This is a genomic window from Pseudalkalibacillus berkeleyi, assembly GCF_021608225.1.
GTDB classification, from domain to species: Bacteria; Bacillota; Bacilli; order Bacillales; family Fictibacillaceae; genus Pseudalkalibacillus; species Pseudalkalibacillus berkeleyi.
The window spans coordinates 1777677-1789865 of record NZ_JAKIJS010000001.1 but is presented as its reverse complement, the minus strand read 5'-3'; the positions used below and the strand labels follow the sequence as shown (position 1 = coordinate 1789865).

Below are 12189 nucleotides of genomic sequence, written 5' to 3'. Positions count from 1 at the left end.
TTTAGAAGGTAGATCAGTAAAGAATGGTGATAAAATGGGAACTCGTATTCCTGAAGAAACAATTGAACGGATTCAAAAATCAAATGACATCTTAGAAATAGTGGGAGAATATGTCCAACTTAAGAAGCAAGGACGAAATTACTTTGGGCTTTGCCCTTTCCACGATGAGAAGTCGCCATCCTTTTCTGTATCTGCTGAAAAACAGATCTATAGGTGTTTTGGCTGTGGCAAGGGTGGGAACGTAATTTCCTTTCTCATGGAAATTGAAGGTTTTTCATTCATAGAGACGATCAAGAACTTAGCAGATCGTACGAATATTGAACTACCTCAATTACCGTCTTCACCTCAAAATGATCATGCAACAAAAGAAAAAGAAATCATGAAGGAAGGCCATGAATTACTCGCCAGATTGTATCATCATTGTTTAACAAATACAGAATATGGGCAAAAAGCAAAAGAGTACCTATATAATCGAGGGTTTACCGATGAAATGATTGACCATTTTCAAATCGGTTTTGCTCCGGAATCATGGGATTTTGCGACGTCCTTTCTGCAAAAACGTAATTTTACCCTTCAAACGATGGAAGAAGCAGGCATTTTAGCTAAGCGTGAATTTGACCGTAAATTCTACGATCGGTTCAGAAGTCGTATCATGTTTCCTATTTGGGATACACAAGGGAAAAACATTGCGTTTGGTGGAAGAATTATGGGGGATGGCGAACCTAAATACTTAAATAGTCCCGAAACACGCATATTTCATAAAAGTAAAACTTTATACGGGTATCATATGGCAAGGCCAGACATGAGAAAAGATGATAAGGCGATTCTCTTTGAAGGCTATGTAGATGTAATTGCAGCATGGAAGGCAGGCATCACAAATGCGGTAGCTACCCTAGGGACTTCATTAACCCAAGATCAGGCGAAGCTTTTGAGTCGAAATGTTAATACAGTAGTCATTTGTTATGATTCTGATCAAGCTGGAATCAATGCTGCATTCCGTGCTACAGAACATATTGAAAAAATGGACTGTAATGTAAGGATCGCACAAATGCCACCAGGGTTGGACCCCGATGACTATATCCAAAATTATGGCGGAGAACGCTTTAAGCAGGATGTATTAGGGGCAAGCTTAACGGTCATGGCATTTAAAATGCAATTCATGCGCAGAGGAAAAAACCTTCAAGATGAAGGAGAACGGATGCGCTATATCGAAGAGATATTACATGAAATTGCAAAACTCCCTAAAGCTGTAGAAAGAGATCATTATTTAAGGCAGTTAGCGGAGGAATTCAATCTCTCTTTAGATGCATTGAAGCAACAACAATATCAAGCATTTGTAAATCAGAAGAGGAATAAGGATAATGTTGGTCGAAATAGGGAGAATAACCCTAAGAAATTTATCGGTCAATCTACACGCCTTTTACCTGCATTCCACAATGCGGAGCGAATATTATTAGCTCATATGCTAAAGGATGTGAGTATAGCAGAAAAGGTCGAAGAACTCCTTGGTGGCGCTTTTAACATTGATGAATACAGTGCGATTGCTGCCTACCTCTATGCTTATTATGCTGAGGGTCACACACCTGATATTAGTTTGTTTCTAGAAAGAGTGGATGATCAACGACTGAAACAGGTCGTTACAGAATTGGCAATGCTTACGATCAATGAGGATATTTCAGATCAAGAATTATATGATTATGTTCATCAAATTCAAAAATATCCTAAATTGCTTAAGATACAAGAAAAAGAGAAAGACAAGAACCGTGCAGAGCGTGAGCAGGATATGGTTGAAGCGGCACGGATCGCGATGGAAATCGTGAACTTGAAGAAGGCATTAAAGAGTCAGTAACAGAGTTAGAAGTATGGAAGGAGGGGATCGCATGGCTGAGAAACCTAATCGTCAAGAAGCGGAAGGTGAATTGACCATCGATCAAGTAAAAGAACAATTAGTTGAACTCGGAAAGAAAAGAGGCGTTCTCACTTATAATGAAATAACTAATAAACTTGCACCATTTGAACAAGATTCTGATCAAATGGATGTATTTTATGAGTATTTGGGTGATCAAGGTGTTGAGATCGTTGAAGATGAGGAAGGCGATGACCCAAACATTCAAGAGGTAGTTAAAAGTGGGGATGACGAGTTTGACTTAAACGATTTAAGCGTACCTCCTGGTGTAAAAATCAATGACCCAGTCCGTATGTATTTGAAAGAAATTGGTCGGGTTGATTTATTATCCGCTGATGATGAAATAAGTCTTGCTCAAAGGATCGAACAAGGTGATGAGGAAGCAAAACGTCGTTTAGCTGAAGCTAACTTACGACTCGTAGTCAGTATTGCGAAGCGTTATGTAGGTAGAGGTATGTTGTTCTTAGACTTGATTCAAGAAGGAAATATGGGATTAATTAAAGCGGTAGAGAAATTTGACTATCGTAAAGGATACAAATTCAGTACGTATGCAACATGGTGGATTAGACAGGCGATTACTCGTGCGATAGCTGACCAAGCGCGTACAATTCGTATTCCAGTTCACATGGTTGAAACGATTAATAAGCTTATTCGTGTACAACGACAGCTTTTACAAGATATCGGTAGAGAACCAACTCCTGAAGAAATCGGAAACGAAATGGAACTTACTCCAGAAAAGGTTAGAGAAATTCTCAAAATTGCTCAAGAGCCCGTTTCACTTGAGACGCCAATCGGTGAAGAAGATGATTCACACCTTGGAGATTTCATCGAAGACCAGGATGCTCTAGCGCCGTCAGATGCAGCTGCTTATGAATTGTTGAAAGAGCAGCTAGAAGATGTACTCGATACATTAACAGATCGAGAAGAGAATGTTCTTCGACTCCGCTTTGGATTAGACGACGGGCGAACACGCACTCTTGAAGAAGTAGGAAAAGTGTTCGGAGTAACCCGTGAACGAATTCGTCAAATAGAAGCAAAAGCACTTCGTAAGCTTCGCCATCCAAGCCGTAGCAAACGGTTAAAAGATTTCTTAGAATAGTATACCTTTAGACACGGATCATTTATGGTCCGTGTTTTTTTATGTGATTATAAAGTTTTGGAACGGTTGTTTAGAACTATTTTCAGCTTCTTGTTATTTATTTTACTTATATTTTGTTTCATTTGCAAACCAAGTTCGGAAAAATTTAGGATATTAACAAAAAATAAACGATATTTTCGCACTTTTTTTAACAGTTGAAAAATTATTGCATTTAAACGTATAATTGATGTAAGCGTATACAGAGAAATTTAACATAACAGTCAGGAGTGGAGTAAATGAATTTCGATTTAACAGACGAGCAGAAAATGATTTGGAAGATGATTCGTGAATTCGCTGATGAGGAAGTTGCACCAGGAGCAGAGCAACGAGATAAGGAAAAGCGATTTCCAGTTGAGATCTATAAAAAGCTAGGAGAATTAGGTTTAATGGGACTGCCATTCCCCGAAGAATACGGCGGAGGGGGCGCAGATGCAGTTAGCTTCGCAATTGTGGTAGAAGAATTAAGTAGAGCTTGTGGATCTGCAGGTATTACATATTCTGCACATATTTCCTTAGGTGGAGCACCTCTACATATGTTCGGTACAGAGGAACAAAAGCAAAAATATTTAACGCCAATCTGTACGGGTGAGTCGATGGGTGCTTTTGGTCTCACGGAACCGAACGCTGGCTCAGATGCGGGTGGAACTGAAACAACAGCTGTCAAAGACGGTGATGAGTGGGTCATTAATGGAAGTAAATGTTTCATTACAAATGCAAGCTATGCTAAGAATTTAGCACTTACTGCTATAACTGACCGTGATGGAGGTAAGAAAGAAATCACTGCCTTCATCGTAAACACTGATTCACCTGGATTTAAAGTCGTCGATAACTATGAAAAGCTTGGTTTGAATTCTTCTAATACTACAGAACTCATTTTAGAAGACGTACGTATTCCAGAAGAAAACATGCTTGGAAAACGCGGTAATGGCTTCAGACAGTTCTTAATGACGCTAGACGGCGGAAGAATTGGTATTGGAGCAATGGGAGTCGGTATTGCTCAAGCAGCCTATGAAAAGGCATTAGCTTACGCACAAGAGAGAAAACAATTCGGACAGTCACTATCTAAATTCCAAGCAACACAATTCAAGCTTGCAGATATGGCTATGAAAATTGAATTAGCAAGAACACAAGTATATAAGGCAGCATGGTTAAAAGACCAAGGTAGAAAATTTGCGAAAGAAGCTTCTATGGCTAAACTTTATGCATCTGAGATCTGTATGGAAGTATGTACAGAAGCGATCCAAATTCATGGAGGTTATGGTTACATGAAAGATTATCACGTTGAAAGATTCTATCGTGATGGTCGCCTTTTAGAAATCGGAGAAGGTACTTCGGAAGTACAAAGAATGGTTATCGCAAGAGAAATTGGTTGCTAAATGAATAGACGAAATAAGGGATTGAATGTTCAATCCCTTATTCAATAACTATAGAAGTCAGATAATTTAGATTGTTTAAAATCCGGAGGTGCTGTCATGTATTTAACGCAAACAATTGGTCAACTTTTGAAGGAGAAGTCAGAAAAGATTCCTAGCCAAGAAGCAGTTGTGTACAGCAAGGAAGGCATTCGCCATACATATGAATCATTTTACAATTTAACAGGACAAGTCGCTAAATCTTTAATGGCTATGGGCGTTCAAAAAGGGGATCATATCGCCGCTTGGTCCACAAACCGGTTTGAATGGTTATTGTTACAGTTTGGCTCAGCAAGAATGGGAGCAGTACTTGTGACGGTAAATACGAACTACCAACAGAGTGAGCTAGAATATTTATTAAAACAATCAGATACGACAACATTGTTTATGATGGATCGATTTAGAGATAGTTCATATGTTGAAATCGTCCGCTCAATCATAGGAGAAACGAAGAGTGATGGTAAAGTAGAATCAGATATATTGCCAAACTTAAAGCAGCTCGTATTCATGGAAGAAGGATCAGCGGATGGTTTCTTGGAATGGGAACACTTTCTTACACTTGGAGAAAATATATCAGACGAGGAGTTGAGTATTAGAGAAAGCAAATTGGACGTGCATGATGTTATTAACATGCAGTATACGAGTGGTACGACAGGTTTTCCGAAAGGTGTTATGTTAACGCACTATAACATCGTTAATAATGCTTTTCAGGTAGCGAATGCAATGAACCTATCTGAAGAGGATCGATTGTGTATTCCTGTCCCATTCTTCCATTGCTTTGGTTGTGTGCTAGGTACAATGGCGGCTGTGTCTGTTGGTGCGACAATGGTACCTATTGTGCAGTTCGACCCGGAGCTTGTACTTTGGACTGTTGAGAAAGAGCAGTGTACCGGCCTCCATGGTGTGCCGACAATGTTTATCTCAGAATTAAATCACGAATCTTTCGATGACTACGATCTATCCACATTAAGAACAGGGATTATGGCTGGATCGCCTTGTCCGATAGAAGTCATGAAAAAAGTGATCAACTTAATGGGGATGGATGAAATTACAATTGCTTATGGCCAGACGGAATCCTCTCCAGTTATCACACAGACTAGAACGGATGATCCACTTGAACGTAGAGTTGAGACAGTTGGTAAGAAGCATCCAATTGCTGAAGTGAAAATTGTAGATCCAGTCACAAATGATGAAGTTGAAGCTGGAGTGCAGGGGGAACTTTGTACGAGGGGATATCTCGTTATGAAGGGTTATTATAATATGCCAGAAGCAACATCGAAAGCGATCGATTCTGAGGGTTGGTTGCATACCGGTGATTTAGCAACAATGGATGAAGAAGGCTATGTGAAAATTACTGGGAGATTAAAAGATATGATCATTAGAGGAGGAGAAAACGTATATCCTCGTGAAATTGAGGAATTCCTTTATACGAATCCTTCTATTTTAGACGTGCAAGTAATTGGAGTGCCGGATGAAAAATATGGTGAAAAAGTCGCAGCTTGTGTACAAGTAAGAGAAGGAGATTCCTTGACGACAGAGGAGATTCGTTCTTTTTGTGAAGGGAAAATCGCTCATCACAAAATACCAGAATATATTTTCATCGTCGATGAGTACCCTATGACAGCCTCCGGAAAAATTCAAAAATATAAGTTACGTGAACTGGCGGTAAAATGGTCAGAGGAGAATAAGGTCGTTTGATTATTTAGTTACCTATATCATTTATTATTGTTTGAAAATAAGCAGTCCTGGCGGTTAATCGTGTCCAATTCATGACAATCGAACCATCTCTATCGTTTAAGACTTTCCTTCCTATCGATTTTCAAGTAAAATAGTAAATGGCTTGTTTACTATTACATAGGTAGGAAACAATAACAGAGAATAACCTGCATCAGAAGGAGGATTAGAGATGAAAAGAAATCCATTGATTCCATTCGCCATTACTGCTGTTGTCGGTATTGCCATTATGCTAGTTATGTCTGCAGTAGGCGTTAACGAAGCGAAAGAAAAAGCATCTGGCGGAGGCGAAACGAAGTCAGGTGAGGAGATCGTTCAACAAAGCTGTACATCTTGTCACGGGCAAAACCTAGAAGGTAACGTTGGTCCAGCTTTAACAGATGCTGGTTCAAAGTTTAAACCAGATGAGATTGTTGATATTGTCCAAAATGGTAAAGGACAAATGCCAGCCCAAGGATTAAGTGCAGAAGAAGCACAAAAAGTTGCTGAATTCTTAGTTGGCGGCGGAGAAGAAGGTAAAGAAAAGAAGAAAGAGCACTAAACAGATAATAAGAAGGGCTGACTGACGTTATATAACGTAGTTGAGCCCTTTTTATATATGAGGGCAATTCTTTCAATGAGGATGCTTAAACATTTTACGGTCATTCGCAAACAGTTGAATGAAGGCGTGAAAAAAGCTATAGTAAGGACTAGATTTCAAGAGACCAATAGAATAGGTGAGCGAAACGATGATAGTACTGTCAGAACGATTAAAGAAAGTAACAACATACATACCGATTGAATCAGTAATAGCAGATATAGGATCTGATCATGCCTACCTTCCTTGCTATGCTGTCCAAAATGGACTAATTAAGTCCGCTATTGCGGGTGAAGTAAATCAAGGACCATTTGATTCAGCCTTATCACAAGTGAAAGCACTTCGGTTAGAAAATCAAATCGAAGTAAGGTTGGGGGATGGGCTAGAGGTCGTATCTCCAAATGAAGTCAATGTGGTTGTCATTGCGGGTATGGGTGGTCAACTAATCAGTAATATTCTAAATCGTGGAAAAGCAAGATTAGAAGAGGTACACCGTCTCATCTTGCAACCCAATATGGGGGCGAAGTTTATCCGAGAGTGGTTAGAAGCAAACGGATGGGCACTCATAACAGAATCAATTTTAGAAGAAGATGAGAAGATTTATGAGATACTTGTTGCGGAACGGACTGAAACAACTAACCCATTAAGCGATGCAGAACGCTTGCTTGGCCCATTTCTCATGCGTGAAAAGAATGAAACATTCATAAAGAAATGGGAGAGGGAGCAAATGAATTGGAAGCGAATCGTTAATCAGCTTGAACAAGCGAATCCTTCCGAGGAAATTATTGATAGGAAAAGGGATGTTTTAAAGAAAATTCAAATTGTATCGGAGGCGTTAAAGTGAGTAACAAATTTGTTCATGTACAGGAAGTCATTCAGCGAATTGATCAATTAGCGCCTAAGTGGATGGCTGAAGATTGGGATCCGATAGGACTACAAGTGGGTTCATTACAAAAACGCATCAAAAAAATTATGGTAACGTTAGATGTCATTGAACCTGTAATAGACGAAGCGATTCGAGAGGGTGTTGATTTAATCTTTGCTCATCATCCTTTAATCTTTAAACCGTTAAAGAAAATTAATCCTGATACGTCTTACGGCAGGACGATTCAAAAATTGTTGAAACATGATATTACGTTGTACGCTGCGCACACTAACCTCGATGTTGCAGTGGGGGGGGTGAATGATTTATTAGCTGATAAAATAGGAATGACAAATACGGAAGTGCTTGTGAATCGAGTCGAAGATCAATTGAAAAAGCTTGTCGTATTTGTTCCGGAGACACATGCCGATACAGTTAGAAATGCACTTGGTGATGCAGGTGCTGGTTTTATCGGAAACTATAGTCATTGTTCATTCAATACACCTGGAACGGGTACATTTTTACCTAATGAAGGGACGAATCCTCATATCGGTGAACAGGGAACAATGGAGTACGTGAACGAAGTGAAAATTGAAACGATATTTCCTATGAGCATTGAAAAAGATGTGATGTCAGCCATGCAGAAATCTCATCCATATGAAGAAGTAGCGTATGATATTCTTAAGCTTGATAACAAGGGCAAAACATTTGGAATTGGACGAATAGGAAAGCCAAAAGACGATGTAACTGTAGGAGAACTTGCTAAACAACTTAAAGAAACATTCAATCTGCAAGGATTAAGAGTCGTCGGAGATCTGGATAAGAAAGTTGAGAAAATCGCTGTTTCAGGTGGTGAAGGAAACGACTTTATCAGTAATGCTATGTTTAAAGGTGCAGATGTCTATATTAGTGGTGACATAAAGTATCACTTTGCGCATGAAGCATGGATGGAAGGTATGGCGATTATTGATGCAGGTCATAACATTGAAAAGGTTATGATTGATGGGGTCGGATCCATTTTGTCTGATTGGCTTAAATCAAAAAACTCGGATACAGAGGTGTACCTTTCGAAGGCTGAAACGGACCCATTTACATTTTTGTAAGATATAAGAGACGGGCACTCTAAAAAAGAGGCCCGTTTTGTTATGTTTAGGTGTATTGAGCTGTGAAACGCCGTTTTTCTGTGTGAATGAAAGGTGAAATGCGATGTTTTTATGGTATGTACATGTAATCGGAGGTCATTATCTAGAAAAATTAGGATTTATCTAGAAAAACAGAAAATTATCTAGAAAAAAACGAAATTATCTAGAAAAGCACGAGAAATCACATAAAAAAGGACAGGTCTTCTGAAACGAGAAGAACTGTCCCTGCATCGTGCTTATTTCTTTGCCATTTTAACTTTAGGCAATATCTTATTCAATTTCACCTTACGTTCTCTCTTCCATGTTGACTCATCGTTCGGGTCATATTGGTCAAGGAACAGTACGACTTCTTTCGTAATCGGTGTAGGTGTAGACGCACCCGCGGTAACAGCTACTGTTTCAATGCCTTCCAACCATTCAAGCTGTATTTCAGATACATCAGCGATTCGGTGAGAGGGTGTACCTGCAATCTCCCATGAAACTTGAGCGAGTCGATTAGAGTTATTACTCCTTGGATCTCCTACCACTAGTAGTAAGTCAGCATCAACAGCTTGCACGGCAACAGCTTCCTGTCGTACTTGTGTTGCTTTGCAAATTTCTTCATGGACTTCTGCTTGTGGATACTTTTCTTGAATTTTTGTAATTAAATGCTGCACATCCCATTGACTCATCGTCGTCTGGTTTGTAATCAGTATATGATCAGCTTGGATATCTAAATTCGAAACGTCCTCTTCAGTCTCGATAAGATGAACGATATCTGGTGCAATCCCAATTGCGCCTTCTGGCTCGGGATGACCTTTTTTTCCAATATAGGCAACATGGTAGCCTTGTTCTTTCTTCTCCAAAATCAAATCATGAGTCACTGTGACGTCAGGGCACGTTGCATCGATTGTGTGAAGCCCTTTTTCTTTAGCAACTCTTCTAACTTCAGGAGAGACACCATGTGCAGTGAAAATTACGGTACCTTCATTTACTTGCTTTAAAATCTCTAAACGGTTAGGTCCATCAAGTGTAATAATGCCTTCTTCTTCAAATGCATCTGTAACATGTTTATTATGAACAATCATACCGAGAATGTAGATTGGTCTAGGTACATCTGGATTACTTGCAGCTTGCCTCGCGATCACCATCGCGTCGACAACGCCATAACAATAACCGCGCGGTGAAACCTTCATTACCTTCATATAGAAAGGTCCTCCTTTATTCATGCGCTCATAGCATTATTATAAAGGAGGACCTATCCAATTGACAAATAAATCATAGGTTAGATGTAAAGTTTAGGTACAGAGTTGCGTTGATCACTTGGACCAGAGCTGATTTGCTTTACTTTCGGAACATTCTTTTTCATCGTCGTTTTCTTTATCATGGTTTTTCCACTAGTAGAAGATTTTTGACTTCCAGAAGAGGCCTTCGATGTCTTCTTACCGGCCGTGGACTTCTTCTTTCCAGATGTAGATGTTTTCTTACCAGAAGTGGTCGTTCCACTGGAAGAGCTTTTCTTCCCGCTTGTCGTTGATGATTTTTTTTGCTCTGGTTGAGTTTCTGTTTCAGATTCTTCGTCAGAACTAGAATCTGAAGAATAGTTTTGATATTCTTTTAGTAGTTGCAACATGGATGGGAAGTTTTTGATCATGGGTCCATATTGTTGAATCATCGGTCTTACAGTATCCGCCATTTTCATGACTTTTTGCACATTTTCAACCATACCTATGAGGTTGAGTCCTCCACCAGCACCGGGATTTGGTGAAAGAAATCGACTCAAAAAACCTGCTGAACGAGCAGCGGGAAATCCCCCTCTAAAAGGCATCATTTGACCGAATTGCGAAATGGGTCCCATACTTTGGGGACCGAAACCGGGAGGCATACGGTACATAAAGATGCTCCTTTCAATATACTCTCAATAACTTTATACAAAAGTGGTTATTCTGATAAACAAGATATGCGAAATTGCAATATTTGGTGTCCATCCATGTAAAGAATGGGTATATCCCCAAATGGATAGCGAAATTACGTAATTTCCTCTATAATACTTAAAGAGGTTGTTCGAAAGAGCAGGTGTTTCAGATACCTCGCCCTTTTGGACATAGATTCAAATTGGGAATCAAAAATGAAGGTGATATAAAATGGATAAGAATGTATTTGAACAACGGTTTCAACTAAAACCGTTTTTATTTGAAGCGATAAGAAGACAGGCGTTTGATCGGCCAACAGATATTCAAGAGCGGTTAATTCCAAGTATTATTAAAGGAAATGACGTTATTGGTCAATCTCAAACCGGATCTGGTAAGACGTTAGCTTTTCTTCTGCCTATACTTGAAAAGATTAATCCGGATGTCAAAAAGGTACAAGCAGTCATTACAGCACCAACACGTGAACTAGCAAGGCAAGTATATGACGAAGCGCAAAAGCTAGTAGAAGAATCTAATATCGTCGTGAAGACTGTAGTTGGTGGAACAGATCGTAAAAGAATGGTTGATCAATTGAAGAATGAACCACATATCATTATTGGAACGCCAGGAAGAATTAAAGATTTAGTCGTGCAAGAAGGTATTTCGATTTTCAGTGCAAGCATGCTTGTTGTTGATGAAGCAGACCAAATGCTAGATATGGGATTCATTGAGGATGTCGATCAAATCGCATCTAGAATGGCGCATCAGTTACAGATGATGGTTTTCTCGGCTACAATTCCAGAAAATCTCGAACCTTTTTTACGTAAATATATGAACAATCCTAAACATGTACACGTAAAACCTGAGGAAATTGCACCAGGTGAAATCGAACATTTTGCTATTCCTTTAAAAAGTCGAGATAGAATTCAACTGACGATTGAAGTTGCAAAAAAATATAACCCTTACTTAGCGATTATTTTCGCTAATACTAAAAAAGATGCCGATGAATTAGCAGATAAAATGATGGCTGAAGGCTTGAATGTCGATAAATTACACGGTGATCTCCCGCCGAGAACGAGAAAAAGTGTAATGAAACGTGTCGCAAACGCAGAATGTCAATATCTCGTAGCAACTGACCTCGCAGCTCGAGGGATCGATGTAAAAGGAATCAGTCATGTTATTCATTATCAAATTCCTACCGATTTAGATTACTATATCCATCGTTCGGGAAGAACTGGTCGTGCAGGTATGAGCGGTATTGCTGCAGTTTTATATGAAAGAGACGAAATGGACAAGTTAGAGAAGCTTCAAAAGAAGGGCATAACTTTTAACCACCAGGAATTGAAGGGTGACGAGTGGGTACAGGTGAATGTTCAACGTCCTAAACCAAAGAAGAAGGCTGAAAAAGATACAACAAGCTTCTCAACACCTAAACCGAAGAAAGTTAAACCAGGCTATAAGAAGAAGTTCCAATTTAAACAAAAACAAGAAAATAAATTCAACAGAAGAAAAAAGAAATAGATTTCAGG

The 12189-nt window shown here is 39.3% G+C and carries 10 protein-coding genes; 8 read left to right on the top strand and 2 right to left on the bottom strand.

What is annotated here, in order from left to right; all coding sequences use genetic code 11:
* The first annotated feature begins 34 nt into the window (after positions 1-34).
* The 7 genes from dnaG to L2716_RS09455 all read left to right on the top strand — a co-directional run bounded on the left by dnaG (position 35) and on the right by L2716_RS09455 (position 8732).
* A complete protein-coding gene (gene dnaG, locus L2716_RS09485; RefSeq protein WP_236333992.1) occupies positions 35-1849 on the top strand; it encodes a DNA primase in 1815 nt (604 codons plus the stop codon).
* A gap of 31 nt (positions 1850-1880) precedes the next feature.
* Positions 1881-3005 carry an RNA polymerase sigma factor RpoD gene (gene rpoD, locus L2716_RS09480; RefSeq protein WP_236333986.1) on the top strand — a complete coding sequence of 375 codons (1125 nt, stop codon included), beginning with the start codon at positions 1881-1883 and terminating at the stop codon, positions 3003-3005.
* A 275-nt stretch (positions 3006-3280) separates the two neighbouring features.
* The gene (locus L2716_RS09475; protein WP_236333984.1) at positions 3281-4420 is read left to right on the top strand and encodes an acyl-CoA dehydrogenase; all 1140 of its coding nucleotides are present in this window, start codon (positions 3281-3283) and stop codon (positions 4418-4420) included.
* Positions 4421-4516: 96 nt separating this feature from the next.
* Complete coding sequence (locus tag L2716_RS09470; protein ID WP_236333982.1) at positions 4517-6154, top strand: AMP-binding protein; 1638 nt, start codon at positions 4517-4519, stop codon at positions 6152-6154.
* A gap of 208 nt (positions 6155-6362) precedes the next feature.
* Entirely contained in the window at positions 6363-6731 is a 369-nt protein-coding gene (gene cccA / locus L2716_RS09465) for a cytochrome c550 (RefSeq protein WP_236333981.1), read from the top strand.
* A gap of 187 nt (positions 6732-6918) precedes the next feature.
* A complete protein-coding gene (locus L2716_RS09460) occupies positions 6919-7611 on the top strand; it encodes a tRNA (adenine(22)-N(1))-methyltransferase (RefSeq protein ID WP_236333979.1) in 693 nt (230 codons plus the stop codon).
* Entirely contained in the window at positions 7608-8732 is a 1125-nt protein-coding gene (locus L2716_RS09455) for a Nif3-like dinuclear metal center hexameric protein (protein WP_329610110.1), read from the top strand. The genes L2716_RS09460 and L2716_RS09455 overlap by 4 nt, the downstream gene beginning before the upstream one ends.
* Before the next feature lie 275 nt (positions 8733-9007).
* Here L2716_RS09455 and L2716_RS09450 read toward each other — a convergent pair whose 3' ends face one another.
* On the bottom strand, positions 9008-9955 hold the full coding sequence (locus L2716_RS09450; RefSeq protein ID WP_236333977.1) for a 4-hydroxy-3-methylbut-2-enyl diphosphate reductase: 948 nt from the start codon (positions 9953-9955) through the stop codon (positions 9008-9010).
* Between the two features lie 80 nt (positions 9956-10035).
* Positions 10036-10644 carry a YqfQ family protein gene (locus L2716_RS09445; RefSeq protein ID WP_236333975.1) on the bottom strand — a complete coding sequence of 203 codons (609 nt, stop codon included), beginning with the start codon at positions 10642-10644 and terminating at the stop codon, positions 10036-10038.
* A gap of 250 nt (positions 10645-10894) precedes the next feature.
* Here L2716_RS09445 and L2716_RS09440 point away from each other — a divergent pair, with 250 nt between their 5' ends.
* On the top strand, positions 10895-12181 hold the full coding sequence (locus tag L2716_RS09440; RefSeq protein WP_236333973.1) for a DEAD/DEAH box helicase: 1287 nt from the start codon (positions 10895-10897) through the stop codon (positions 12179-12181).
* Positions 12182-12189: the final 8 nt, after the last annotated feature.

Coding starts and splice junctions, on each gene's coding strand:
- dnaG (WP_236333992.1), top strand. CDS start 35: ATGGGAACTCGTATTCCTGAAGAAACAATTGAACGGATTCAAAAATCA.
- rpoD (WP_236333986.1), top strand. CDS start 1,881: ATGGCTGAGAAACCTAATCGTCAAGAAGCGGAAGGTGAATTGACCATC.
- L2716_RS09475 (WP_236333984.1), top strand. CDS start 3,281: ATGAATTTCGATTTAACAGACGAGCAGAAAATGATTTGGAAGATGATT.
- L2716_RS09470 (WP_236333982.1), top strand. CDS start 4,517: ATGTATTTAACGCAAACAATTGGTCAACTTTTGAAGGAGAAGTCAGAA.
- cccA (WP_236333981.1), top strand. CDS start 6,363: ATGAAAAGAAATCCATTGATTCCATTCGCCATTACTGCTGTTGTCGGT.
- L2716_RS09460 (WP_236333979.1), top strand. CDS start 6,919: ATGATAGTACTGTCAGAACGATTAAAGAAAGTAACAACATACATACCG.
- L2716_RS09450 (WP_236333977.1), bottom strand. CDS start 9,955: ATGAAGGTAATGAAGGTTTCACCGCGCGGTTATTGTTATGGCGTTGTC.
- L2716_RS09445 (WP_236333975.1), bottom strand. CDS start 10,644: ATGTACCGTATGCCTCCCGGTTTCGGTCCCCAAAGTATGGGACCCATT.
- L2716_RS09440 (WP_236333973.1), top strand. CDS start 10,895: ATGGATAAGAATGTATTTGAACAACGGTTTCAACTAAAACCGTTTTTA.